Origin of the sequence: Candidatus Puniceispirillum marinum IMCC1322 (assembly GCF_000024465.1) — a bacterium.
Taxonomy (GTDB): Bacteria; Pseudomonadota; Alphaproteobacteria; order Puniceispirillales; family Puniceispirillaceae; genus Puniceispirillum; species Puniceispirillum marinum.
Genome location: NC_014010.1, coordinates 624453 through 650259, shown reverse-complemented (window position 1 = coordinate 650259; position 25807 = coordinate 624453). Strand labels below are relative to the sequence as shown.

The following is a 25807-nucleotide window of genomic DNA, read 5'->3' as shown; positions in this document are numbered from 1 at the left end:
AAAGCACAGTGATATGTCCGTTGACAAGAGCACAGTCGCTAAAATCGCCCGTCTGGCCCGGATTCATGTTGATGAAGCGCGTCAGGAGGCTATTGCCGACGAATTGAACGGTATCCTCGCATGGATCGCCGAACTTGATGAAGTGAATACAGACAATGTAGAGCCTTTGGCAAGCGTAACGGGACATTCGTTGCCGATGCGTGAAGATGTTGTTACCGACGGTGGCTATGTTGATGATGTGCTGGCCAATGCGCCTGAGTCGGCAAGTGGATTTTTTGTTGTACCAAAGGTTGTTGAATAATGCAGGACTTGCTCGCTTTATCAGCTGTTGAGGCGCGTGCTGCCCTTGACGCAAAAGATATTTCATCGGTTGAATTGACCAGCGCCTATATTCAGGCTGCTGAAGATACGGCCTCTTTGAACAGTTATGTTCTGCTTACCGCAGACAAAGCACTTGATATGGCAAGCGATGCCGACAAAAGAATGGCCGCTGGTAATGGTGGCGTCTTGGAAGGCCTGCCAATTGGCGTCAAAGATATGTTTTGCACCAAAGGCGTTACATCAACGGCTTGTTCAAAAATTCTTGATGGTTTCACCCCTGTTTATGAAAGCACCGTAACCGCGAATATGTGGGCACAGGGCGGTGTGATGCTTGGCAAGCTCAATTGTGATGAATTTGCCATGGGGTCGGCTAATGAAACCAGCTTTGCCGGGCCGGTTATAAACCCATGGGATGCTGGCGATGGTGTTGATCTGGTTCCAGGGGGATCATCAGGCGGATCAGCTTCGTCAGTGGCCGCGCGATCGGCTTTACTGAGTGTGGGTACCGATACAGGCGGCTCAATTCGCCAGCCAGCCTCTTTCTGTGGTATTGTCGGGCTGAAGCCAACCTATGGGCGTTGTTCGCGCTGGGGCATTGTTGCCTTTGCCTCATCGCTTGATCAGGCAGGGCCATTTTCACGCGATGTTGCCGATAACGCGCTATTGTTGAGTGCGATGGCAAGTCATGATGCCAAGGACTCGACTTCGGCTGCCACTCCGCTTCAGGATGTTGTCGCGGCGGTTAACGCGGGCGTCAAAGGAATGAAAATCGGAATTCCACGCGAATATCGCATGGATGGTATGGATAGTGATGTTGAAAAACTCTGGCAACAGGGTCAGGAATGGCTGAAAGATGCTGGTGCTGAGCTGGTTGATATTTCTTTGCCGCATACCAAATACGCTTTGCCAGCTTATTACATTATTGCCCCGGCTGAGGCGTCATCTAATCTGGCGCGATATGACGGGGTGCGCTATGGCAATCGCATCGAAGCAGATTCGCTTGACGAGATGTATGGGTTAACGCGTGCTGAAGGCTTTGGTGATGAAGTCCAGCGCCGCATTATGATTGGTACTTATGTGTTGTCTGCTGGTTATTACGACGCTTATTACCTCAAGGCCCAGCGCGTCAGACGATTAATCAAAAATGATTTTGACGAGGCTTTTGCAACGGTTGATGCCATTCTAACGCCAGCAACACCATCTGCCGCATTCCCAGTGGGACGCAAGGTTGATGATCCTGTTATAAATTACCTGAATGATGTCTTTACGGTGCCAGCAAATCTGGCTGGTTTGCCGGGTATGTCTGTGCCAGCTGGCTTTAATCAGGCGGGGCTACCTCTTGGTTTGCAGGTGCTGGCCAAGCCATTTGACGAGGCCTCTATATATAAAGTTGGAAAAGTTATCGAGGACTCGGCCGCGATAAGCTCTATGCCGCAACGCATGGCAGGAGGTGCGTGATGAGTGATCTAGTTGCAGGTCGCACAGGCGATTGGGAAGTTGTGATTGGTCTTGAAGTGCATGCGCAGGTTTCATCATCTGCCAAGCTGTTTTCAGGCGCCCCAACAAAATTTGGTGCTGAGCCCAATCAAAATGTATCTTTGGTTGATGCGGCCATGCCAGGCATGTTGCCGGTTATCAATAGCGAATGCGTTTATCAGGCTGTTCGCACCGGTCTTGGTCTGAAAGCCGAGATAAATCTGTTCAGCGTATTTGACCGGAAGAATTATTTTTACGCGGATCTGCCGCAAGGCTATCAGATTAGCCAGTTCAAACAGCCTATCGTTGGCGAGGGCATCTTGCGGATTGATCTTGCCGATGGATCAAGTAAGGATATCGGTATTGAGCGTTTGCATCTGGAACAGGATGCAGGCAAATCAATGCATGATCAGCATCCAAGCAAAAGTTATATTGATCTGAATCGAACTGGCGTTGCCTTGATGGAAATTGTGTCCCGACCTGATATTCGTTCGGCAACGCAAGCGGCGGCCTATGTGCGGAAATTACGGTCGATTCTACGTTATCTGGGTACATGCGATGGCAATATGGAAGAAGGCTCGATGCGCGCCGATGTCAATGTATCGGTTCGGCGTCCAGGTGATGAACTGGGCACGCGAACCGAGACCAAAAACCTGAACTCACTTCGTTTCATCCAGCAAGCCATTGACTATGAAGTTGCCCGCCAGATTGAAGTCATCGAGGATGGAGGCACGATTGATCAGGAAACCCGTCTGTTTGACACCAATACCGGCATGACCCGCACCATGCGCAGCAAGGAAGATGCGCATGATTACCGTTATTTCCCCGATCCGGATCTGTTGCCGCTAGAAATCACACAAAGCGATGTTGATAAGCTGGCGGCAGAACTGCCCGAATTGCCAGATTCGATCAAAGACCGCTTGATGAATGACTATGGTCTATCCGCCTATGATGCGGCGGTTATCACCGAAGAACGCGAGACAGCTGCTTTCTATGAAGCCGCAAGTAAGGGGCGTGACCGCAAGCTGGTAGCAAACTGGATGACTGTTGAATTGTTTGGCGCGTTGAACAAGGCCGGACTTGATCTGGCGCGTTCGCCCGTATCGCCGGATGCGCTTGGCGGGTTGGTCGATATGATCAGCGATGGCACGATTTCGGGGCGCATCGCCAAGGATGTGTTTGCCGATATGATGCTGTCGGGCAAGCAGGCTGCCGATATTGTCGAAGAGAAGGGGCTGAAGCAGGTGTCGGATAGTGGTGCCATTGAAACTCTGATCGATGATGTCATGGCGGCTAATGAAGATAAGGTTGCCGAATATCGCGGTGGCAAGGACAAATTGTTTGGCTTCTTTGTTGGTCAGGTGATGAAACAGTCTGGGGGTCAGGCCAATCCGGGCATGGTTAATCAGCTGTTGCGCTCCAAACTGGATGGTTAGGGTGCCTGTGGCTAATAATTATAGTAGCCCATGAAGGCCTCATTTACGTTCTTAGCCTTGGCATCAATCCCAGTTTGGGCCACAAAATCTTGGACTGAGTTAAAAAAGTTCAGCTTTCCATGTTTCAACGCCAAAATACCATCGACCGTATCAGTAAACTCTTCAAGATAGTGTGAGGATACAAGTATTGTCGCACCATTTTTTCTGCGCTCGGTGATACAATTCCATAATCCTGCGCGTGTATGGACATCCATTGCGGCGGTAGGTTCGTCCAGTGCAAGAAACTGCCGGTTCAGACTAAGTGTGGCAAGTGTTGTTGCCCATTTGCCATCACCAAAACTAGCTTTGCTAGGCGTTAACTCTAACAGTCGTTCGAGTCGTTCATGCCATTCTTGCGGAACAGATTTGAAAAATTCATCAAGACTAAATGCCCCTTGATTGATTCGAAATATCATTTCGATAAATTCACCAATCCTTAGTGCGTGAGGAATGGAAACATGCTGGCGAACATAGAACATATCTTCGGGTTTGATCTGCCAGTTTATTGAGCCTGCATCTGTTTTGATCTGGCCAAAAAGTATATTAAACAGGGTACTTTTTCCAATGCCATTCGGTCCCAATATGCCGTAAATTTTGCCTGACTCAAATTTGAAGTTTGCATCTGAGAATATTTGCTTACTGCTGTAGCTAAAATGCAACGCATTAACTTGGCAGGTGAAAGATTGCAGAACTTTCGTGCCTTTCATGTTCATTTGTCCCACCGTGTCTCTAGATTAAACCAAGTGATGGTTGCGCTAAGCAATCCAAGGCACACTATTAACCAGATGGTTAGCACCAACCATGATGTGTTGTTATTGCCGATAAATGAAGCGCCGACAGCTATCGGATTGATAGTATTTATTAAAGCGAGTGCCATATTGTTCGGGAACCGAATTAACTCCGCGAACGTAAGCAGCAACATGGGGGCATATGTTGATGTCACTAACCCCATGATCGTTTGAAATTTTAGAGGTATTAGATTCAGCACACTACCAGCGCAAATTACACAAAATACGACACCAAGTGCGCGCATAATCTGATGGAGATTTTCAGCAATTGTAACATCATTAAAGAAAAGACTACTGAGGGTGCCGAAAGCGGCTACGATAATGCCTGTGAAAACAAACCCTGCAATAATTTGAGCGAGAACGTAGCGTTTCTGCGCTACTGGAAAGGACACAAAAGCTTGCAGAAAATTTGCTTCGCGGCGTCCGACAAGATACGCGCCTGTACTTCGTATGGCTGTTACCACACTTACAAAACTCAACATAATAGGAAACAATTTTGCGTTCAATGAGTCGGTGGTTTGCAGAAACAAGGCTACCATTATGATGAATGGAAAGGTGACTGACCAGAACAGCCAGCCTGGCTCGCGCATTTCTTCGCGCAGAAGCAGTAGTGATAAATAATATATATTCTGAATGAAGGCGATCATGGAAACACTATGGTTTTGTTTTGCAGGCTGTCAAGATACTGTAATTATTATATAATATCAATATTTGCTAATATAAATCATTGTATAAATATTGAGGCCGCACCCGATACTGTAAATCGATAAAAGTGCCTCATGTTTTGCATGACGCCCATATAACAGGGTTTACGCTAACAGGGTTTATGCCGTCATGCCCATGCATTGACAGATTACCATCGGCCGGAAACTCAACAGTAGATCATCGGCAGTAAATAAGAGACGATTTGCGTGCCGGATACGCGCATTTCGGTTTGACAGATTTTGCTTTCATGGCTAGAGATAAGCCTGCATACGCCGTGTAAATGTTTGGTGCCTGTTCTGTAGAATGCGCATCACCCTGCGGAGGGGTGGCCGAGTGGCTGAAGGCGGCGGTTTGCTAAATCGTTAAAGGAAGAAATTCCTTTCGGGGGTTCGAATCCCTTCCCCTCCGCCATTTTATCCCTTTTTATCTCTCGAAAACACCCTTTAATACCCTGTAAACATTGTTTTTATTGTGTTTTTTGGTTTCCGTAAGACGTCACTATAGCGGATGGTTTTACACCCATTCCAGCAACAAATTGGGGTAAACATTGGGACAAATGTTGATGGTAAAAATTAACGGTAAAATATGTCATATCAATGCCAACCCTAATTCAAGCCGCAATGTATAAACCCAAGCCCAAACATTGCCGACAATGTCTTGACCAATTTTAGTTAATGGCCATAGCGTTGACGAAATGCAATTGATTGAAATCAAGATCAGATAATTTTATCTGATCAATGCAGGTTCAATTGATGGATTTAGGTGATGACAAATCTTGAAACCGAAACTTGGTTTCCACCATTATTATTTGCGAAAGGTAAACCACAACTTTTTCAGGGATTGGATAAATCAGCCCTGCAAGACATTCTTTCTCATTCGGTGGTCAAGGAGTATGAAGGTGGAAAAATGCTTGTTCAACAGGGTGATGACGTATGGTGCATTTTCATCCTATTGGAAGGGCATTTGCGTACCTTTCGCTCTGGTAAAGAGGGGGACGAAGTGACGCTTCGTATGCTTGATCAGGGCGAGAGTTGCATGGCGGCTACTGTTTTTATGGGTGGTAATTCACCCTTTGCGGTAGAGGTAACAGCGAAGTCACGTATATTGGAAATATCTGCAACATTTGTCAAAAATCTTGTACTCAAAGACAGCCAATTTTCGATAAATATGCTTAAAACGCTGGCCACACATTACGAAAGTGCCATAGATCAGGTTGATAATATTTCCATAAAAACGCCATTTCAGCGAATTGGCCATTATTTACTTCAAAAGCATATTGAACAAGGCGCAAACAGCATGTCGTTTGAGTTGAGCTTCAAGAAAGCGACCATCGCCAGCCATCTTGGCATGACGCCTGAAACATTTTCGCGAGCCTTAAAAAAAATACGGAAAATGGGTATCACTGTTGATGGAAACAAAATTAGGATGAGTGATGCTTTTGCCCTATGCCATTTTTGTGATCTTGAAATCGCAAAAAACTGTTCGCAGGCAGGTAAAGAAAACTGTCCACACTGCCATTTCTAATTTTTACAAGCCAGGGCAAAGATTTTCAACATCTATGAAATTACTTTTTTGTGGAAAAATATTTTCGATATTTTGGTTTTGACGCAATGTGGAGAATAACAGAGCAAATAAAGAAAAATAACCAAATGCTGTATTCCAAAAAGGGAACACCGTGAATAAAGCAAATTGGCAATCCGGCAATGACGAGAAACTTTAGGTAAACGGATAGAAATTGGATTGGATATAGGGGATCGCTACCCTTGATAAGATGCATAATACCAAAATAAGCAAAGGTCAAAAGTACCGAAATTCTGACAATTTGCATACGGTGAAATGGGATATTGGCCTCATCACTAACTATAAATGGGAAATAAACGGTAATCCCCCAAAATGCAGACGCAGAAATGTATATTGCCCATGTTGATAGACAAATAATTATAAGATTTGATATATGAACTGCCTTAAGCATTATCTAATATAACGCAAGCCAAAGAAAAATTCAAATTTGCTCAGAGATTGGCCGTGTGGCTACTTTCAAGCTTGCCGGATCGTCACTGCGTGTCGGTCATTGCTGGTATTTCTAAGCCCTTTCAAAATAGGCAGCGTATAAGTTTCCATGACGAATAGAGACTATTAAGCTAGCTTTCACGCCTCCATTGTTTAGGGTGGCTATGATGGTCATCGTCTAATCGCTAAGTCAGTGTCCGGTCAAAAATAACATCTTGAATGCGACATGAAGATTTATATGTCACTCAATTATCCTAGTGAGGCAAGAATGAAGCAACGGCGTTTGGGTAAAAATGGGACTATGGTCTCAGCTATTGGTATCGGTGCGATGTCATTTTCGAATTTTTACGGCGAAACCAACGAGTCTGAATCACATCGGTTGATGTCCACAGCACTTGATCAGGGAGTCACACATATTGATACCGCTAATGTTTATGGCGGCGGCGTATCAGAAACGGTCATAGGTACATTTTTAGCCAAACAGGGCGCACGCCGAAATGATCTTTTTTCGATTGCGTCAAAGGTAGGCATTGCCAAGGATCCAGAAACAGGTAAGCGTTACTTTGATAACAGCCCTGCATATCTAATAGCTGAGCTAGATAAGACGTTAGCCCGGCTTCAACTTGACTCTATTGATCTCTATTATATCCATCGCCGCGATGCCCAGACCTCGATTGAAGACGTTACTGAGACACTGGTCGAGCTTGTGAAATCAGGCAAAATCAAATCTTTTGGTTTTTCGGAAATTGCACCCGCGTCCTTGCGGCGCGCAGATGCAATCCATCATGTAGCAGCTGTACAGTCAGAATATTCGCTTTCGGTACGTAGTCCTGAAATGGGACTGGTGCAAACAACCAAGGAGCTTGGCACAGCCTTGGTCGCTTTTTCGCCAGTTGGCCGGTCATTGCTAACGGACAATCCACTAACTCTTGACGCCATAAGCGGGATGGAGTGGTTAAGACAAAACCCACGCTTTATCGAGCCTAATTATTCGGCAAATATCAAAGCTGGAATCAATTTCCGCAATTTGGCGGCTGATATGGGGTTGTCAGCTGCTGGGTTGGCCATTGCCTGGTTGATCCATAAGGGCGAGCATATTATTCCGATACCTGGCACAAGATCAGTGGCGCATTTTCTTGAACTTTGCGAAGGGGCAAACGTCTCGTTGTCGGATACGGACATGCGCATAATCGAAGACACATTACCAATAGGATGGGCTCATGGAGATCGCTATTCAACGCAACAATGGGTAGGGCCTGAAATCTATTGCTGAGATGTTGAAGTGGCAATTTATCCGAAGCCTTAAATTATATAACCAGACATAAAATTTAAATGATAATTAAGACTTAAATTTCAGTTTGAACTGAACTTTTCTTTAATATTGGTTATTTTCTAACCAGTTCATATATTTATTATTTGACAGAATGTACGGTTTGTTTAACGCTAAATTATCGTATCCATGCCTTAATTTTAATTGTAATTTTTGGCTGGTCAAAAAGGGAGAATATTCATGAAAACACTATTAAGAAGCTGTGCACTCGCTGCATCGCTGTTGTTGAGTTCAGTGTCTGCGCATGCCGCAAAAGACGGTGGAACACTTGCGTTTTTGGTTCAGCCTGAGCCACCAACATTGGCGTCTTACGTATCAACATCAGGGCCTATCGGTTTGGTTATGCCAAAAGTGTATGAGGGTCTGTTTGATTACGATAATGACGGCAAGATGATTCCTATTCTTGCTGAAAGCTATGATATGAGTGCAGACGGTAAGACCGTTACATTCAATCTTCGCAAGGGCGTTACATGGCATGATGGTAAACCATTTACCTCTGCTGACGTCAAATTCACTATTATGGAAGTGTTGAAGAAGGTACACCCTCGTGGCCCTAACTCTTTCAGAGAAGTGAGCAGTATCGAGACACCGGATGCGCATACAGCTATCTTCAATCTTGATAACCCTGCACCATATATGATGAGATCATTCTCTGCCTATGAATCACCGATGGTGCCAATGCATCTTCTTGAAGGCCAGGATGTTAAATCTGCTCCATTGGCAAATAACCCTGTTGGCACAGGTCCATTCAAGTTTGTCGAGTGGAAAAAAGGCCAGTATATCCGCCTAGATAAGAATGAAAACTATTGGCAAGAAGGTTTGCCTCACCTTGACCGTATTGTTGGTCGTTTTATCCCTGATGCGTCAACACGTACAGCGGCAATGGAAAATGGCGAAGTTTTGTATGCGGCTTATAACGCCATTCCTAATATCGATGCAGTTCGTTTGAAAGAGCGCGATGACATTGATGTCACAACTGATGGCTATTCAATGATCAATCCTATGGCTTTGATCGAATTCAACACCAAAGAAGGTGCTTTTGTTGATCCTGCCGTTCGTCGTGCGATTTCTACAGCAATCGATCGTCGTTTCATGATTGATACGATCTTCTTTGGTTATGGTAAGCCAGCGACAAGTGCGCTCAGCAGTAACTTCAAGGCAACAAACCTGCATGCTGAAATGCCAAACTATCCAGAAAGAGGCGACGTTGCAGCGGCTAACGCTATTCTCGACAAAGCCGGCTTCAAGAAAGATGGCAATGGCGTTCGCATGACCGCGGTTCTGGATCTTATCCCTTATGGTGAGGACTGGAGACGCGCTGGTGAGTATATGAAGCAGGCAATGGGTGACATTGGCATCCAGCTGGAACTTCGTTACGAAGACGTGCCAACATGGTTGAAGCGTGTTTATCACCGTTATGACTTTGCAATGAACATTAACTATTTCTACCAGTTGCCAGATCCGGTTCTGGGTGTTCATCGCCACTATGGTACTAACCAGATCCGTCAGGGTACACATTTTGTGAACTCATCACGGTATAGCAACCCAACGTTGGACGCATTGCTTGACTCAGGTTCGAAAGAGCCAGATGCCGCCAAGCGTACAGCTACATATAAGGAAATTCAGACAATTCTGGCCAACGACATGCCTGTCGTTAACCTGTTTGAGTTGGAATTCCTTACTGTTTACAACACCAAACTAAAAGGTGCATATGGCTCGGCAATGGGTGCATATGGTTCGTTCAGAGAAGCATATTTGGACGACTAAAGTCTTTATGGTCGGGCCAGAATACTTTTCTGGCCCGATTTACTTTATTATTTTAATCTAATTTTTTGCCTTTTGAGTGCAGATGTAACATGACACGATCCTCCAAAATTTTTAAGTATGTCGGGAAACGGTTGCTTCAGGGCATCCCGATTATCCTAGCCATTGTTGTTATTAATTTTTTCCTTTTAAATTTGGCCGAAGGCGATGCCGTTGATGTGCTGGCAGGTGAGGCTGGCTCGGCGACGCCTGAATATATGGCGCAGCTTCGGGCGAAGTTTGGCCTCGATCAACCGCTTCCAGTTCAGCTTATGGTTTATCTGAAGAATGTAGCTGTGCTGGATTTAGGCTATTCGTTCCGTCATGATATGCCGGTTAGTGATCTGATTTTTGATCGCTTTGCTGCCACAGGTTTGTTGATGACAAGCACAATCATTCTGGCCGTTGGTTTTGGCGTTCTGCTTGGTTTGCTTGCTGCAATGCGATTGAACACTTGGAAAGATGCTGTGATCACAGTGTTTGCGCTTATCACTTATGCCACCCCCTTATTCTGGGTTGGTCTGATGATGATTGTTGTGTTTTCATTGAAACTGGGCTGGTTCCCAACCAGTGGTATGGAGAATGTCGCCGCCTTTTATGAAGGCTGGGATAAAGTCAAAGACATTGCAGTGCATCTGGTTTTGCCAACGATTACCTTGTCCTTATTCTATCTAGCGCTTTATACGCGCATGATGCGTGCCTCGATGCTGGAACAATATGGTCAGGATTATGTCATTACCGCTCGTGCCAAAGGATTAACCGAACGTCGGATTACCTTCGTCCATGTTCTACGGAATGCTCTGCTTCCTGTTGTTACAATGGCAGGTGTGCAGGTGGGTGCACTAATTGGTGGATCAGTAATTGTTGAGTCAGTGTTTGCTTGGCCCGGGTTAGGCATGCTGGCTTTTGAATCACTATTTGCGCGCGACCTAAACCTGTTGCTTGGTATTTTCATGTTGTCATCAATTTTGGTCATTGCTGTTAATCTGGTTGTCGATATCATCTATTGTTTCTTGGATCCTAGAATTGAGGTTTCTTAATATGCTGGAATTCTGGGGAAGATATAAACGCAACAAATCTGCCGTTTTTGGATTGTTTGTCATCATATTGGTTGTTTTGATGGCGGGTTTTGCTGACTTGTTGTATGGGTTTGATCCGTTTCGTCTAGCTGGCAAACCATTATCCGGCCCAGGCACAAACGGGTTCCTGCTTGGCAGTGACTCGCTGGGGCGCGATGTGGCAGCGGGGATTGTTCATGGTGCCAAAACATCATTGCTGATTGGCTTGGTGGCGACATTGGTTGCCGTATTCATAGGTGTGCTTTTTGGCGCATTTTCTGGATATTATGGTGGTCGCTTGGATGACTTGCTGATGCGCGTCACCGAAATTTTTCAAACCATTCCTTCATTTATTTTCGCCATTCTGCTGGTTGCGATTATGAAGCCATCAATTATCAGTATTGTGATTGCAATCGCTGTTGTGTCATGGCCCAGTGTGGCACGACTTGTAAGGGGTGAATTTCTGGCTCTGAAAAACCGGGAATTTGTGCAAGCATGTCATACGCTGGGTATGAATGATCTACGGATCATGATGCGTGAAATTCTGCCAAATTGTCTAAGCCCTATTATTGTGGTTGGTTCATTGATGGTGGCAACAGCTATCCTGATTGAAAGTGGCCTTGCTTTTTTAGGGCTTGGTGATCCAAACATTATGAGTTGGGGGTTCCAGATTGGGGCGGGGCGCACCATGCTTCGGTCAGCATGGTGGGTCTGTACGTTCCCCGGCATTGCCATTCTTATTACAGTGCTGGCGATCAACCTTGTTGGTGAAGGTTTGAATGATGCGTTAAACCCGCGGTTGAGAGAAAGAAATTGAAAAACAAACTTCTGGATATCAATGATCTTTTCATCCAGTTACCCGCTGGTGCTGATCGCACATATGCTGTGCAAAAAGTCAATCTTGAGCTGGCTCAGGGTGAAACCCTATGCGTGGTTGGTGAAAGTGGGTCGGGAAAGTCGCTCACGGCGCGAGCTGTCATGGGATTGCTACCAGCACCGCATGTGCAGGTTTCAAACGGTCAGATCAACTTTAATGGTGAAGATGTTACCAAGGCCAGCTATGACCGGTTACGGGAAATTCGAGGTAGTGAAATATCGATGATATTTCAGGAACCCATGACCGCCCTTAATCCGGTGATGTCTATTGGGGCTCAGATTGATGAAATTTTCCGTTATCATGTCGATATGCCTAGTGCTGAACGTTCAAAAAAGGCGATTGCGCTTTTGGAAGATGTGAATCTTCCTGATCCTGAACATATCATGAATGCCTATCCACATGAATTGTCTGGTGGACAACGCCAACGTGCGATGATTGCGATGGCGCTTGCGCTTAAGCCTAAAATTCTGATTGCTGACGAGCCCACAACAGCCCTTGATGTCACGACGCAGGCACAAATTCTAAAACTGATCCGTGATATGCAGAAAGCCAACGATACAGGCGTGCTTTTCATTACGCATGATTTTGGTGTGGTGGCTGATATTGCAGATCGTGTTGCTGTTATGCAACATGGTCTTGTCGTTGAAAGTGGGACAGTGCAACAGGTGCTGAATAACCCGACTCATCCCTATACACAGGCCCTTATTGGCGCGGTTCCTAGCCTTTCTCCTCGAAAGGCACGAAAACGTTCAGAATCCCAGGTGCTGACGGCAAAGGATGTGTGCAAGACATTCGGTGGTGGTCGCGGGCTTTTTGGGTTTGGTGCAGCAACACGTGAAGTAAAGGCTGTCAAGAATGTGACTCTTGATCTTCATAAGGGTGAAACGCTGGGTATTGTGGGTGAAAGTGGGTCAGGCAAGTCAACATTGGCACGCTGTATCATCCGTCTGATGGATACTGACTCAGGTGAAATCAGCATCGAAGGCACGCAGATAAATGCACTCAACCGTGCAGAGATGCGGTTATGGCGTAACAAAATTCAGATGGTGTTTCAGGATCCCTTTGCATCGTTAAATCCACGTATCAAGGTTGGAGATATCATTGCTCAGGGGCCGGTAACGCAAGGCATAAGTAAAATAGAAGCCGATAAAAGAGCGCGTGAACTTATTTCAATTGTTGGGCTTGATGAACGTGCATTTGATCGTTACCCACATGAATTTTCGGGTGGTCAGCGTCAACGGATTGGTATTGCCCGTTCTTTAGCCTTAAAGCCGGAAATATTAATCGCTGATGAACCGGTGTCGGCTCTCGACGTGTCTATTCAGGCACAGATTCTTGATCTATTGGAAGAGATCAGAGACCAGATGAATCTGTCTATGATTTTCATTACCCATGATTTGAGGGTCGCAGCACAGGTATGCGACAGGCTGGCGGTTATGCGCTATGGCGAGGTTGTTGAAACAGGCGCAACAGCAGATGTTTTTGCTAATCCGCAACATGAATATACGCGCGATCTTCTGGCGGCTGTACCCGGTAAAGATTGGAAAAGCAGCCCGAAGCCAAAGAAAGCTGCATCAAAGAAGAAGGCTACAGCTAAAAAAACCACTGCTAATTAGAAGGTGGCCACCAAACGTTCCTGATCTCTCATTTCTAGCAGGAGACCTGCATGACTAATTTGTTTGGCACTATTGAAAGCCTGTCAGCGGCCTATGCAAAGCAACAGTTGAAACCATCGAAAGTGGTTGATGCCCATTTGCAGGCGATTGAAAAACACAATGCACATATTGATGCCTATCAAACCGTGTTTTTTGATCAGGCCATGCAAGCGGCCGCGGCAGCAGACAAGGCGTTTATGTCAGGCTATCGGATCGGGCCATTTCATGGCATTCCCTTTGCGCTAAAAGATATATATGACCTTGAAGGCCATATATGCACGAATGGGTCCATGGCGCTTAAAGATCGTGTGTCACCGAAATCAGGCACTGTGGTTCGGCGCTTGATTGCCGCTGGTGGCATTGTCCTTGGTAAAAGTAAAACGGTTGAGTCAGCTTTTGGTGGTTGGGGTACAAACCAGAAAATGGGAACGCCATGGAATCCTTGGGATTTGAAAAATCATCGTATTCCTGGTGGTTCGTCTTCAGGCTCAGGCGTTGCAACAGCAGCTGGGCTGGCTGTATGCGGTATTGGATCGGATACAGGTGGTTCGGTAAGGCTACCAGCGGCCTATTGCGGTATCACAGGTCTGAAAGTAACCGAGGGTCAATTGCCATGTGATGGCATCGCCCCGTTGGCGCAAACACTTGACTCACCTGGTCCAATGACCCAGACAGTTACCGATACTGTGATGCTATATGAAATCATGATGGGTCGGGAAGGGGGCGCTATTGACGATGACATGCGCACCCATAATGGGCTTTATCAAATGCTGGCTAAAGGTGTCCGCGGCTTAAAGTTAGGGCAGATGGCACAGTCGGAACGCGCGAATTGTACGGCTGACATTCTGGCTGGTTACGATCAGGCGATAGATTCACTGCAACGCCTTGGGGCGGATATAGAGGTGTTTTCATCACCATTTGGCTATGCCAGCCTAGCTGATGATAATGGCGCCATAACTGCGGTTGAAGCCTATAACAATCATGGGCATCTTTATGAAGATAAAACCGCGCCAATGGATGAAGATGTTCGTAAACGTATGCTGACAGGCAAGACGTATCTGGCGCATGAATATGTGCGGATGCTGGAAACCCGCCGTCAACGCTGTGTTGAATTTAACGAAGCTATTAGCGGCTTTGATGCCATACTGACGCCATCAATGACAAGCACTGCCCCCATCATTACCGATGTAGATCAGGCCATTTCACCAGGCCATTTCACGCGCCCGTTTAATTATCTGGCGATGTGTGGATTGAGTGTGCCGACAGGGCTAGCTAGTGATGGTATGCCGCTTAGCCTGCAAATTATTGCAAGAGCGCATGATGAAGCCATGGCGATCCGCATTGGTGCCGCTGTTGAGTCAGTGACCGCGTCAATCGGCCGTGCTCCGCTTTAAGCCGTTTGCATTTTTAATGCTATCGGACGCCGGTAAAGCGATCTATGACATTGCGTAGCAATCTTGATACATTGTTATCGAAATTGTTCCAGGGTAGGCTTCCGCAAAAGGTTATTGATCCGACGGAAAACACCTGTCCACCAGATGGCGTTTTGAAATAGACCATATCTGCGCGCTTGGCTTCGCTTTCGCTGCCACCAGACAGATTGGTCAAATGTGTCAATTGTTCTTCGGGCACCAACATGAACGTATCGCGTGTATCATAGGATTGCGCCAGTATGGTTATTTCTTGACCTTCATCCAACTTTGTGTCGATGCGATCAAGTTCAAACCCAGCTGCGCCGTTGCCGCTAAAGCCGAAATCACCAATTGGGCCATCATCAATGCCATCAAAAACCCAGTCAAAGGTGCTGTCATCACAAACACGTTTATAGGGCATACCCTCAAAAACACCTTGTGCGGTAAAGCCGATACCAACAAGCTTTTGCGGGGGGCGTCCATTTCGGCGCCATAATCCGCCATATGATCCATCAAACCCATTATAATATTCACCAGGTTCAGATGCCCAAGCGCGAAGTCCATCTTCCGCACGCCGAATTTCCAGAAGATCAGGGTCTTCAGTATGACGGACTATGCGCCAGTAAAAGCCGTTACCACCAAGATAGATCAGCGCACCACCCGCATCGCGGTAGGCTGTCAGCGCATCAAGCGTATTACTTGTGTGATATTCTGGATGTGTGCCTGTTGTCACCGCGTCATAACCCGCTATAGCTGCAAGGCCATCACGGTCAATTTCATCATCAGTGATAATATCATAGTCAATATTCTGGTTATGAAGCCACGCAATCAAATGGCTATCAGCCTGAAAATGGCGCAGGCCGGAACAATTCGCGGCGCCAAAAGTTATATATCCCGGACGCAAATTGAAAAGTGGACGTTTATGCGACGCATGGCAGATGCCCGCACCATCACTATGGTTGTTATAGGTTGATAAACCATATTGTGGATAGGCTGCTGGATTATGCGGATAGGCACCCCACTCTTTAATACGTTCCTGCCATGCTGGAACGTAATCTGGCCGCGCGTGATTTCCATATATGGCATAGGTAAATGTTGAAACAAGAACACATAATTTAGCTCGGCGAATACCCTTGGGCGGACAAACGAAAAACGGCATGGCATCTTCATGGTCGCCGCAGGTAATGCGCATCACATAAATGCCAGATGGCATATTATCGGGGATCGAAAATGAAAAGCTCGTCTCCCAGTCAAAGTCATAAATATCATCATCATGGAAATGGATAGCCGCATAATGTTCGGGCTTGTGCCGCCAGTTAAGTTCACTGGCGTCCCACTTGCTGCCACATACCGCACGTGTTGGCGCGTTCACCAGAGTTAACGAATGGTCGCTGTCAGAGTGCGCCAAGGCACTAGGCACTTTCAGACTGTTCATGTTTGTGGCCAAATTCCAGCTGGCTATAGCTGTGTTATCGGCACTAATTGATGGCGCTTCGATTTTACCATTGAAAAACTGACTTGGTCCTTGTGCGCCTATCATGGCGGCAAGACAAACAAGACCATCAAGATTTATTATATCCGAAGCCGTGTTAGATTGCTGCGTTACGGTTTCGCTATTGTCATTATCAAGCCGCCTGACGCTAAGCCTAAGTTCACCATTCACCTTAATATGTGCGGTTATCATATGCCATTTATGCAAGGTTAAAGCTGTTTTGCAGGTGATTTGGTCCTGTTGCGTTGTGAAGCTCACAAGGCCACTGGCGTCGAGATCAAGTCGGGTTTCGCCAATCGATAGAATGGTCTGACTATCTGCTGTCAATAAGGTTGGAAATACTGAAACCGATATCTGAATATTGTCCTTGGCATGGTGCTGTAATGGGATCGCGGTTTTGGCAAAGGATCCAGACTGAAAGGGCTGATTTTTGGCAGTGAATTGTTGCGGCGTAAAGAGATCATCACAGTTTGTTTCGACAATGCCCATACCAGCTGGATTTGCATCTGCACATATTGAACGCAAAAGCTGGGCTTTGACGGGGGCATCTAACTGGCTGGATACCTTGAAATTTATGGTATCGCCAGGTCGTCCTGACAATTTGTCAGTATAGCCAATCAGATCAACAATCATGCCTGCATCCTCACTTAAGTCGTCGCAACGTAAAATCTATAACAGATATAGCTTATGAATTTTGCATATTAACTATGCCTTTGATATGAAGCTATATGAATGGTTTAGCAGGTTTTATATCTAATCATCGACGATACCTGCTGTTTCCAGAACAGCATGAAACAGAACATCAGTTCCGGCCGCCGCCCACTCTTTACTTATTTCCTCTGCTTCATTATGCGACAAGCCATCAACACATGGACACATAACCATAGCGGTTGGTGCCACACGATTGATAAGACAGGCGTCATGACCAGCGCCGGAAACGATATCGCGATGTGCATAACCAAGCCGTTCAGCGGCGCGGCGCACGGCAGACACACAGCCCTCGTCAAATGTAACAGGATCAAATTGTCCGACCTGTTCAATCTCCATCGTCAGGCCAATTTCATCGATAATGACTTGGGCACCTTTGCGAAAGCGCTGTTCCATATCATCAATGACTTCCTGCGTTGGATGGCGAAAATCAATTGTGAACACGACCTTGCCCGGAATGATGTTACGAGAGTTAGGATACACATCGCAATGCCCTACTGCGCCAACGGCAAGCGGCGCATGCGACCAGGCAATTTCATCAACCAACTGTGTTATCCGTGCCATACCCAGACCGGCATTGACCCTGTTTTTCATTGGCGTTGAACCGGTATGCGATGATTTGCCTGTTAATGTCACCTGAAGCCATTTCAAACCCTGGCCATGGGTGACGACACCAACATCGATATTTTCATCTTCAAGGATGGGGCCTTGTTCGATGTGAAGTTCAAAGAAAGCCGCCATTTTACGGGCACCGACATCCTCGTCACCCAACCAGCCAATTCGGGCAAGCTCGTCGCCTACGGTTTTGCCGTCTGCATCTTCGCGGTCATAGACCCATTCTGTCGAATACATACCGGCGAACACGCTGGATGACATCATGGGTGGTGAAAAGCGGGCGCCTTCTTCATTTGTCCAGTTTACAACCTCAATTGGATGTTTGGTTTTAATGCCTGTATCATTCAGGGTGCGGATAATTTCCAATCCGGCGAGGACACCAAGAACACCGTCATATTTACCGCCGGTGGGTTGGGTGTCGAGATGGCTACCAATCATTACAGGCGGTAATGTTGGGTCAGTACCGTCACGATGGGCGAACATATTTCCCAATTTATCCAGCCCCATGGTCATGCCTTCAGCTTCGCACCATTGCTGAAACACACGGCGACCCTCAGCATCTTCATCGGTCAGTGTCTGGCGATTATTACCACCGGCAACACCTGGGCCAATCTTGGCCATGTCCATCAACGAATCCCAAAGACGGTCACTATTGATCCGAAGGTTTTTTCCGCGCATGTCCAGTGCTGATATATTGGTTTCGGTCATAGCTATCCTCGACTTTTGAAGTATGCGTTGAAGTCACTCAATCTGATAATGATAAACCCGATCATGGGCAAACCCAACTGAATGTTTATTGTTAATAGATATTGATGCTAATCTACAAATCCGTTTTATTAAATATTGCTGATGCAATTCTGGACGTTTAGTTAATAGCACGTTAATTTAGCATAATATTGAGAGGATAGTGCAATGCTTGTTGTGGTTTCGCCGGCTAAAAAATTAGATATGCAACCTGCGGATGGCGTGTTGCCCAGCGAACCAGTTTTTGCCCGTCATGCAGATGAGCTAGCCGCTATCGCTCGTGAGCTAAGCTTGCAAGATCTGCAAAGCCTGATGGGACTAAGCATGAACCTAGCGCAATTGAACGCTGATCGCTTTGCTGCTTTTGGAAGCCAAGACAGGAAACCTGCCGCTTTGGCTTTTGCCGGTGATACGTATCAGGGGCTAGAGGCAGCATCGCTTGATGCTGACGAGATGGCGTGGGCACAGAATCATTTGCGTATATTATCTGGCCTATATGGCATTTTGCGCCCTTTGGATGCGATCGAGCCTTATCGACTCGAAATGGGAAGCCGGTTGAGAACCTCTCGTGGTTCTTCGCTATATGACTATTGGGGACACCAGATATCCGAAGCCTTGAATGAACAAGCCTCCGCGACCAAATCCCAGATTTTGGTTAATTGTGCATCACAAGAGTATTTTGGTGCTGTCGATCTGTCTGCTCTTACGTCACAAGTCATTACGCCTGTATTTATGGAATATAAGGCGGGCAAAGCTAAAATCGTCAGCTTTTTTGCAAAAAAGGCGCGTGGGGCAATGGCGCGCTACATCATTCAGAATCGGTTGACACAGTCGGATGATTTACGTGATTTTAATAGCGGTGGTTATAGCTATCAGCCAGATCAATCGGATGCGCAAAAATGGGTTTTCTTGCGCGATTATCCTGCGTAACAGCATAGTTTGTGAGGGTTAGGCGATGAGTCTCAATTCCAAAAGAGTAGCGGACAATACGTTCGAACCGATGATAAATACCAGTAAAAGTTTGAATATTCGCTGGTATAGATGCCCAGTGGACAAAGTGCTGCTGCGCGACTTGATGAAGCCAGATGATATCAAGGGCTTATATCATGCAATCGGGCATCTGGCTTTATGGGGGGCTACAGGTACCTTTGCGTTCTATATGTTCGTTCAGGAAATATGGCTTGCCTTTTTTGCTGCCTTGTTTCTTCAAGGCACTGTAGCATCATTTTTCACCGCACCGCATCACGAGTTATGCCATAAGACCGTATTCAAAACCAAATGGCTGAATGATTTCTTTTTGTATGTATTTGCGCTTCTGAGCTGGCAGAATTTTCGTGTTTATCAGTTCAGCCATAATTATCACCATCGCTATACCTTGCATATTGAAGGTGATCGTGAAGAAGTAATGCCTGCTGCACCATCCTTACGTATCTGGTATTTAGTGCAACTTTTCACTGTCAATATTACTGGTGGTTATCAGTCTAAAGCGATCTTGCCAACGCTAGTCAATTTTATCCAAATTGCCTCAAATCGTTTTGATAATCCCTATAATTTTTGGGGGGGCGAATTATATGAAGGATGTGACGAGCATCGTGCCAAAGCCAAAAACTGGGCACGAATTGTTCTTCTCTTTCATACTTGTGTGATCGGAGGTGCGGTTGCTATTGGTCATCCTATTCTTGCGGTTTTGATTTCTGGTTCGGTATTTATCGCGAATGCACACCGATATTTTGTTGGCGTAACAATGCATTGTGGTCTGAAGCATGATGAAACCGATTTTCGTAAATGCGTCCGGACAATAACATTGGATCCGCTGTCTGAATTTTTATATTGGCATATGAACTGGCATCTTGAGCACCATATGTTCGCTGGGGTGCCATGCTATAATCTTGAAAAATTACATCGCGCGACTGCCGCAGATATGCCAAAGCCGCGGACATTGTGGGGCGCCTGGCGGGAAATGCGTGAAACCTGGCACCGACAAAAGACTGACCCTGATTATGCTTTCGATACATTTGTCCCAAGCCCAGCGGTAAATCCGATCAAACAGGAAGCTAATCTTGAGGCATCAGTTGGTGATATTGACCAACGTGCAACATCATAATGCGCTCATACCGTCATAAATCAGTTTAATCGATACGATGCTGACCATGCTGTACATGAAGGGGTAGAATATTTTAGCTTCCATCCGTTTGACTATGAAGGCACCGGTTAGGGTGGCAATGACCGCCACCGGCAACATTGGTAGCAGTGCTGAGGCATTATAGAAACCAAATTGTCCTAATGCGTAATAGGGAATAATTTTGCTGGCATTCATAAAGGCAAAAAAGACCACGCTGGTGCCTGTATAAAGACTAGGCGTTAAGCGCATGGGCATAACATGGATCTGGAATGTTGGGCCACCAGCATGGGCAACAAAGCTGGTAAAACCCGATAGCAAACCCCAGAAACGCGCTGAAAGCGGGTTATCGGCTCTAGCTTTATCTGCTGTTTTATATCTTGCTCTTATGAACGTCAAAACAACAAAGCCCAGAGCCACAAGCCCAACCAGAAGCCGCACGGCCGCGTCTGAAACAATCGATGCTGTAAGCCAGCCAATTGTAATGCCTACAAGTCCGGCAGGTACCATCTGCCATAATATGCGTTTGTCCCATTGACCGCGCCAAGACCATAAACTTACCGCATCCATCAGCAGATAGATTGGCAAAAGCAAGGCCGCAGCTTGAAGAGGGGGGATGAATAACGCCATTATAGGCACCCCTAAAAGCCCAAAGGCTCCGCCAAGGCCGCCTTTGGACAGGCCTACAAACGCAACCGCAATCAGGCTGGCAGTCAGAATAACAGGATCAGATAGAGTCATATGTTTCAATCAAACGTTTGGTTCAGCTGGGGCACGCATGATATTTAAATTTTATCATATCTATTCAATAAGCCTGTTTTACGGCGGGTGCTATGGATTTCATGTAAAATATACTGATGTGATCTGGACAAATTTAAATTTTATATTGCCTCTAGCTAGATTACAGACCCTTGATTGGTGTTCACCTTATTGTGATTGGCTTAGCAAGGACAAATGATTTAGCAATATGCTAGGTTATTTAATCAATTGAAAACAGTTTCACCCCATTGATAAAAACAGTACGCGTTAAACTAGATGATTGGGCAATATTGTTTGCAACGACTCTGGCGGTCATTGCCGCTGGATCATATACAACACTTGCTGGTCTGTTATTAACGAAATTGTCCTTGGCCTATGCTTGGAATGCAACCAGCATAAGTACTGGTGTTGCGGTGAATATGATTATGTATGGCCTTGTAGCACCATTTGGCATTTTTTTCATGGAACGATATGGTGTTAGGCATGTGTCAATCACGGCATTATGCTTGCTCATTGTTGGTAGTGCTGTCTGTTTGATTCCTAATATTGGTCTTTTCAATGTTGCTTGGGGTTTGCTCGTTGGCTTTGGCACCGGTTTGCTGACAATGGCATATGGTGCATATGTTGCGCGTCGATGGTTTAAAGAGAAAATAGGTATTGTAACGGGTGTTCTGACAGCCTCAGCGGTGGTTGGGCAGTTCGCTCTTTTACCACTGTGGTCGACACTATCAGATATATTTGGATGGCGTGCGCCACTCTTTGGATGTGCCACATTGAGTTTTTTGGCGATATTGGCTGTTATCGTCTTTGTGCATGACAAGCCATCACCTGAAACGGCCGCTGTTACCAGACCCTTTGAGGATGGTCTCTATAGGGTTATAGAAACTCTATTATTATCAATGCGAAGCCCTGCATTTTGGGTGTTGGTATTGTTGTTCCTGATTTGCGGTGCAACAACAAATGGAATTATGTGGAGCCATTTTACACCTGCCGCTGTTGATTGTGGAATTGATGTAACTGTGGCGTCCTCAATTTTATTTCTGATTGGCGTCTTTAACATTGTTGGAACTATTGGGGCAGGGTGGCTTTCGGATAGGATGAGTTCACGACTCATTCTTGCTTTTATTTTTGTTGGACGTGCAGGAACCTTGCTTTGGTTACCCCTTATACTTGTATCTGGATTTGATCCTAGATTGATAATTTTTGGGGTATTTTTTGGGGTACTCGATGTAGCGACTGTTCCCCCAATAATTGTTTTATGCAACCGCATTTTTGGCAGAGATGGTCCAGCCATTTTTGGGTGGATCAATGCTTTTCATCAGATAGGTGCGGGTGCAATGGCATTTACAGGCGCTATTATTCGCACAAATACGGGGTCATATAATATATTGTGGATTTTATCCGGGATATTTTGTCTCATTGCTGCGGGTGCGGTATTTATGTCCGCTTATGAACGGCACTCTTAGATGATCTCGTCGGTTCACAATTGTTTGGCTATCGGCTGGCATTCGGGAAAAACAGTTGCACCCCATTTCGGCGATAGGCGCCGATATGCTTTTGACCAGCTGGCGATACAAGCCAGCTTGCAAATGTTTCTGCCAGATCCTGTTTTACATAAGGGCATCGATCCGCATTGATTGTCACCACGCCATATTGATTGAACAAAGGCGGGTCACTTTCAAACAGAATTCTGTGGTTCACTTTATTGGCAAATGCGATCCATGTGCCCCGATCGCTGATGGCATAGCTATCAGCCTGAACAGCGAAATTGAGTGTCGCGCCCATGCCAAGTCCTGTATCCAGATACCATTGGTCATGACGCGCATCAGGTTTTAGCCCAGCACTTTCCCATAAACGTAATTCAGCTTTATGTGTGCCACTGTTATCACCGCGGGTGGCAAATTTGCTTTGCTGTGCGTAGATCATTCGCAAAGCTTCGGCGACGGTATCTGCCTGTCTGATGCTAGCTGGATCATCATGTGGGCCAACAACGACAAAATCATTATACATGACATTGCGCCGCGTTGCGCCATATCCAGCTTGTACAAAATTTTCTTCGTCAGGTTTGGAGTGAACCAGTAAAAGGTCTCCGTCACAATTTTGGGCGTTACGCAATGCCTGACCGGTGCCAACAGCAACAACACGTACATCAATACCGCTTTGTTTTTTGAAATGCGGTAACAGATGATCATAAAGTCCGGAATTTTGTGCTGATGTCGTCGATTGCAGAATAATAAAGGGTGTTTCGGCAAAGGTGTGACTGGATATGGTTGTAGATGCCATGACCATTATCACGATGATAAAACGCTTCAATTGACGAAATATGTGCATGGATTGACTTTCAAAAAGCAACAGATAATCAGGCATGATGATGGGCAATATAGGCTTGTGCTGCATCATGCAATGGGTTTGCAAAGAAGTCTTTTGCGTTTCTATCTTCGATCAGTTTGCCATGCTCAATGAACAGCACATGATCAGCCAGTCTATGTGCCTGGGCTATATTATGCGTTGTCATGATGATCGTTACACCGTTTTTATGCGCGTCGCTGATTAAAGATTCGATTTTTGCGCTGGCTTCAAAATCAAGATTGGCCGAAGGTTCATCCAGAAACAACAGGTCTGGTTTGCTTGCCAGCGCGCCGATAAATGCCAGTTTTTGCTGTTCGCCTCCAGATAGCTGGCGGGCAGGGGTATCCATCTGACCTATCAATCCAGCGCGTTCAAACCATGCCATTTTTTCAGTTTGGCTAATGTCGGGGCATAGAAAGTCAAAATGTCGAGACGCGCTACGCCGCAACAATATGGGCTTTTGAAAGACCATTTTCTGAGTATGTGCTGGTGGTGCCGTGATGACACCGCTATCGGGTACGATGATACCATGCAAAGCTTGGAGCAATAGACTTTTGCCCGCGCCATTATGCCCTAAGAGCATGGTAATTTTGCCTTGCAAAATATGTGTTGTGACCGCATTCAGGATCGCAGACCCATCTTTAATGATTGACAGCGCCTCGGCTTTTATGATGATGGTATCAGACATCAAGTGCCGCCTTTTTGAAGTAATGCCGCAAGAACTGGCTGGCGATATTGACCAGTAATGCAATCGAAAGAAGAACCAGTCCCAGGGCCATGGCGATAGCTAGTTCACCTTTGGACGTTTCTAACGCAATCGCTGTGGTCATGACCCTCGTTGAATGACGAATATTCCCGCCAACGATAATAACCGCGCCTACTTCGGAAATAGCACGCCCAAAGCAGGCCAGTCCAATGGTAATAAGCGCGATACGTGCGTCAACAACCAGCACCATGATGCGTCTAAAGGCATTGACACCAAGAGATGTGAAAAGCGGCTTATATTCATTGTTCAACGTTTCAAATATCTGCCGCGATAGGGCAATCGACATAGGCACGACAAGAATGCTTTGCGCAAGTATCATGGCATAAGGCGTATAGAGAATTTCCAGCCAGCCAAGCGGGCCAGATCGCGAAATCAGTATATAGATCAACAAGCCGACAACCACCGGCGGCATGCTCAAAAAGGTATTTGAAATGACAATCAGCACGGGAGCGCCAAAAAACTTCTTGCTGGCCAGAATGGCGCCAAGCGGCATGCCAATGACAAGCGAAATGAAAACCGCTGTCAAACTCACCTTTAAAGACAGGTCAATAATACCCATCAATTCAGTGTCTGACGAAAGCAGCAAATCAAATGCCAGTTTGAAAGGCGTCCAAAAGTCCAAAAACATCTCCTGTTTTGCGGCTCAAGTCGGTACCGTACAGGGCACCATAAATATCATCTGGCGCCGAAAATAACAGAATAAAATCGGAATGTCTGATTGATACGGGTGATAAGCCTAGTCGCCGTGAAGCTGACGCTCTCTTGCCCTGCCAATCATGCTTGTAAGTTCATTGGCGAGATGCTTTTTCTCGGCTGGATGCAGAAAACTCCCAATTTCGGTGCTTTTACCATGACTTGTCAGGATAACACGCTGGCGATAACGCTGGGCAGTCGTTGGGGCAATCGACGGGGTTATCTGGACGCGTAACCAGGCAGTAGATAGCGTTTCTATGTCAATCTTGCCATTTGGGTCGGTTCGCTGGATGATCAGATCATCTGCCTCCGTTTTCAGGGTTTCACGGCGGCGTGCGGCGCGATAATTCAGTTTGAAGGCACCCCACACAATCAATATTTCCAGCCCCAGAAACCCTATTACAGGCCATGCACCTGCCATAAAGAACCCAAAACCAATAATAAAGGCCAGTGATCCAATTGCCGCCATTACAATGCCAAAACCCTTTGGCGATAATGATCTATGCGGCCAGATCGTCAAACGCTCAGCTTCTGCGGACTTATGTGATGATGAATTCGTAATCATGTTTATAAAATGAATTTAAGTAACGTTATGGTCAAGTGGCGTTCTGACGCATGATACATATAGATAGTTTGTGTGGTTCTGTCTTGC

General features: G+C 46.1%; 22 protein-coding genes and 1 tRNA gene. 14 read left to right on the top strand and 9 right to left on the bottom strand.

All coding sequences use genetic code 11. The features are described from left to right. Positions 1-13: 13 nt before the first annotated feature. The 3 genes from gatC to gatB are packed head-to-tail and all read left to right on the top strand — an operon-like array spanning position 14 to position 3233. Positions 14-301, top strand: coding sequence for an Asp-tRNA(Asn)/Glu-tRNA(Gln) amidotransferase subunit GatC (gatC, locus tag SAR116_RS03150; RefSeq protein ID WP_041860735.1), 288 nt, complete (start codon positions 14-16; stop codon positions 299-301). Further along, entirely contained in the window at positions 301-1779 is a 1479-nt protein-coding gene (gene gatA / locus SAR116_RS03145) for an Asp-tRNA(Asn)/Glu-tRNA(Gln) amidotransferase subunit GatA (protein ID WP_013045482.1), read from the top strand. The genes gatC and gatA overlap by 1 nt, the downstream gene beginning before the upstream one ends. After that, complete coding sequence (gene gatB / locus SAR116_RS03140) at positions 1779-3233, top strand: Asp-tRNA(Asn)/Glu-tRNA(Gln) amidotransferase subunit GatB (RefSeq protein ID WP_013045481.1); 1455 nt, start codon at positions 1779-1781, stop codon at positions 3231-3233. The genes gatA and gatB overlap by 1 nt, the downstream gene beginning before the upstream one ends. Before the next feature lie 11 nt (positions 3234-3244). Here gatB and SAR116_RS03135 read toward each other — a convergent pair whose 3' ends face one another. Next, positions 3245-3979, bottom strand: coding sequence for an ATP-binding cassette domain-containing protein (locus tag SAR116_RS03135; RefSeq protein WP_013045480.1), 735 nt, complete (start codon positions 3977-3979; stop codon positions 3245-3247). Between the two features lie 2 nt (positions 3980-3981). Then, positions 3982-4707, bottom strand: a complete 726-nt coding sequence (locus SAR116_RS03130) for a hypothetical protein (protein WP_013045479.1) — start codon at positions 4705-4707, stop codon at positions 3982-3984. A gap of 377 nt (positions 4708-5084) precedes the next feature. Here SAR116_RS03130 and SAR116_RS03125 point away from each other — a divergent pair. From SAR116_RS03125 to SAR116_RS03085, 8 genes are all read left to right on the top strand, one after another. Further along, a tRNA-Ser gene (locus SAR116_RS03125) sits at positions 5085-5176 on the top strand. Between the two features lie 354 nt (positions 5177-5530). Next, a complete protein-coding gene (locus tag SAR116_RS03120) occupies positions 5531-6289 on the top strand; it encodes a Crp/Fnr family transcriptional regulator (RefSeq protein ID WP_013045478.1) in 759 nt (252 codons plus the stop codon). 754 nt (positions 6290-7043) lie between these two features. Next, on the top strand, positions 7044-8048 hold the full coding sequence (locus tag SAR116_RS03110; protein ID WP_041860733.1) for an aldo/keto reductase: 1005 nt from the start codon (positions 7044-7046) through the stop codon (positions 8046-8048). 237 nt (positions 8049-8285) lie between these two features. Continuing rightward, on the top strand, positions 8286-9872 hold the full coding sequence (locus tag SAR116_RS03105) for an ABC transporter substrate-binding protein (protein ID WP_013045475.1): 1587 nt from the start codon (positions 8286-8288) through the stop codon (positions 9870-9872). An 89-nt stretch (positions 9873-9961) separates the two neighbouring features. Next, on the top strand, positions 9962-10948 hold the full coding sequence (locus SAR116_RS03100; protein ID WP_013045474.1) for an ABC transporter permease: 987 nt from the start codon (positions 9962-9964) through the stop codon (positions 10946-10948). 1 nt (position 10949) lies between these two features. Further along, a complete protein-coding gene (locus SAR116_RS03095; RefSeq protein ID WP_013045473.1) occupies positions 10950-11783 on the top strand; it encodes an ABC transporter permease in 834 nt (277 codons plus the stop codon). After that, positions 11780-13459: an ABC transporter ATP-binding protein gene (locus SAR116_RS03090; RefSeq protein ID WP_013045472.1), complete on the top strand. Its 1680-nt coding sequence runs from the start codon at positions 11780-11782 to the stop codon at positions 13457-13459. Before SAR116_RS03095 ends, SAR116_RS03090 begins: the two co-directional genes overlap by 4 nt. A gap of 50 nt (positions 13460-13509) precedes the next feature. After that, the gene (locus SAR116_RS03085) at positions 13510-14892 is read left to right on the top strand and encodes an amidase (RefSeq protein ID WP_013045471.1); all 1383 of its coding nucleotides are present in this window, start codon (positions 13510-13512) and stop codon (positions 14890-14892) included. A gap of 19 nt (positions 14893-14911) precedes the next feature. Here the strand turns inward: SAR116_RS03085 and SAR116_RS03080 are convergent, their stop codons facing one another. Together SAR116_RS03080 and SAR116_RS03075 are read right to left on the bottom strand one after the other, a co-directional pair. Then, on the bottom strand, positions 14912-17035 hold the full coding sequence (locus SAR116_RS03080; RefSeq protein WP_013045470.1) for a N,N-dimethylformamidase beta subunit family domain-containing protein: 2124 nt from the start codon (positions 17033-17035) through the stop codon (positions 14912-14914). Positions 17036-17155: 120 nt separating this feature from the next. After that, on the bottom strand, positions 17156-18433 hold the full coding sequence (locus SAR116_RS03075) for a Zn-dependent hydrolase (protein WP_013045469.1): 1278 nt from the start codon (positions 18431-18433) through the stop codon (positions 17156-17158). A 204-nt stretch (positions 18434-18637) separates the two neighbouring features. Between SAR116_RS03075 and yaaA the strand changes: the two genes are divergently transcribed. Further along, positions 18638-19399, top strand: a complete 762-nt coding sequence (gene yaaA, locus SAR116_RS03070) for a peroxide stress protein YaaA (protein ID WP_013045468.1) — start codon at positions 18638-18640, stop codon at positions 19397-19399. A gap of 118 nt (positions 19400-19517) precedes the next feature. Beyond that, a complete protein-coding gene (locus SAR116_RS03065; RefSeq protein WP_238531170.1) occupies positions 19518-20573 on the top strand; it encodes a fatty acid desaturase in 1056 nt (351 codons plus the stop codon). Here the strand turns inward: SAR116_RS03065 and SAR116_RS03060 are convergent. Then, complete coding sequence (locus tag SAR116_RS03060; RefSeq protein ID WP_013045466.1) at positions 20568-21329, bottom strand: sulfite exporter TauE/SafE family protein; 762 nt, start codon at positions 21327-21329, stop codon at positions 20568-20570. The two genes, SAR116_RS03065 and SAR116_RS03060, sit on opposite strands and share 6 nt — an antisense overlap. Before the next feature lie 266 nt (positions 21330-21595). Between SAR116_RS03060 and SAR116_RS03055 the strand changes: the two genes are divergently transcribed. Beyond that, positions 21596-22813, top strand: a complete 1218-nt coding sequence (locus SAR116_RS03055) for an MFS transporter (RefSeq protein ID WP_013045465.1) — start codon at positions 21596-21598, stop codon at positions 22811-22813. 28 nt (positions 22814-22841) lie between these two features. On the opposite strand, the gene SAR116_RS03050 is transcribed toward SAR116_RS03055, so the two are convergent. The 4 genes from SAR116_RS03050 to SAR116_RS03035 form a co-directional block, all read right to left on the bottom strand. After that, positions 22842-23630: an ABC transporter substrate-binding protein gene (locus tag SAR116_RS03050; protein ID WP_013045464.1), complete on the bottom strand. Its 789-nt coding sequence runs from the start codon at positions 23628-23630 to the stop codon at positions 22842-22844. Between the two features lie 76 nt (positions 23631-23706). Beyond that, positions 23707-24384, bottom strand: a complete 678-nt coding sequence (locus tag SAR116_RS03045) for an ATP-binding cassette domain-containing protein (protein WP_013045463.1) — start codon at positions 24382-24384, stop codon at positions 23707-23709. Continuing rightward, positions 24377-25090 (bottom strand): ABC transporter permease, encoded by a 714-nt coding sequence (locus SAR116_RS03040; protein WP_013045462.1) that lies wholly within the window; start codon positions 25088-25090, stop codon positions 24377-24379. The genes SAR116_RS03045 and SAR116_RS03040 overlap by 8 nt, the downstream gene beginning before the upstream one ends. 108 nt (positions 25091-25198) lie before the next feature. After that, positions 25199-25720, bottom strand: coding sequence for a DUF2244 domain-containing protein (locus SAR116_RS03035; protein WP_041860732.1), 522 nt, complete (start codon positions 25718-25720; stop codon positions 25199-25201). Between the last annotated feature and the right edge of the window lie 87 nt (positions 25721-25807).

Coding starts and splice junctions, on each gene's coding strand:
- gatC (WP_041860735.1), top strand. CDS start 14: ATGTCCGTTGACAAGAGCACAGTCGCTAAAATCGCCCGTCTGGCCCGG.
- gatA (WP_013045482.1), top strand. CDS start 301: ATGCAGGACTTGCTCGCTTTATCAGCTGTTGAGGCGCGTGCTGCCCTT.
- gatB (WP_013045481.1), top strand. CDS start 1,779: ATGAGTGATCTAGTTGCAGGTCGCACAGGCGATTGGGAAGTTGTGATT.
- SAR116_RS03135 (WP_013045480.1), bottom strand. CDS start 3,979: ATGAAAGGCACGAAAGTTCTGCAATCTTTCACCTGCCAAGTTAATGCG.
- SAR116_RS03130 (WP_013045479.1), bottom strand. CDS start 4,707: ATGATCGCCTTCATTCAGAATATATATTATTTATCACTACTGCTTCTG.
- SAR116_RS03120 (WP_013045478.1), top strand. CDS start 5,531: ATGACAAATCTTGAAACCGAAACTTGGTTTCCACCATTATTATTTGCG.
- SAR116_RS03110 (WP_041860733.1), top strand. CDS start 7,044: ATGAAGCAACGGCGTTTGGGTAAAAATGGGACTATGGTCTCAGCTATT.
- SAR116_RS03105 (WP_013045475.1), top strand. CDS start 8,286: ATGAAAACACTATTAAGAAGCTGTGCACTCGCTGCATCGCTGTTGTTG.
- SAR116_RS03100 (WP_013045474.1), top strand. CDS start 9,962: ATGACACGATCCTCCAAAATTTTTAAGTATGTCGGGAAACGGTTGCTT.
- SAR116_RS03095 (WP_013045473.1), top strand. CDS start 10,950: ATGCTGGAATTCTGGGGAAGATATAAACGCAACAAATCTGCCGTTTTT.
- SAR116_RS03085 (WP_013045471.1), top strand. CDS start 13,510: ATGACTAATTTGTTTGGCACTATTGAAAGCCTGTCAGCGGCCTATGCA.
- SAR116_RS03080 (WP_013045470.1), bottom strand. CDS start 17,035: ATGATTGTTGATCTGATTGGCTATACTGACAAATTGTCAGGACGACCT.
- SAR116_RS03075 (WP_013045469.1), bottom strand. CDS start 18,433: ATGACCGAAACCAATATATCAGCACTGGACATGCGCGGAAAAAACCTT.
- yaaA (WP_013045468.1), top strand. CDS start 18,638: ATGCTTGTTGTGGTTTCGCCGGCTAAAAAATTAGATATGCAACCTGCG.
- SAR116_RS03060 (WP_013045466.1), bottom strand. CDS start 21,329: ATGACTCTATCTGATCCTGTTATTCTGACTGCCAGCCTGATTGCGGTT.
- SAR116_RS03050 (WP_013045464.1), bottom strand. CDS start 23,630: ATGGCATCTACAACCATATCCAGTCACACCTTTGCCGAAACACCCTTT.
- SAR116_RS03045 (WP_013045463.1), bottom strand. CDS start 24,384: ATGTCTGATACCATCATCATAAAAGCCGAGGCGCTGTCAATCATTAAA.
- SAR116_RS03040 (WP_013045462.1), bottom strand. CDS start 25,090: ATGTTTTTGGACTTTTGGACGCCTTTCAAACTGGCATTTGATTTGCTG.
- SAR116_RS03035 (WP_041860732.1), bottom strand. CDS start 25,720: ATGATTACGAATTCATCATCACATAAGTCCGCAGAAGCTGAGCGTTTG.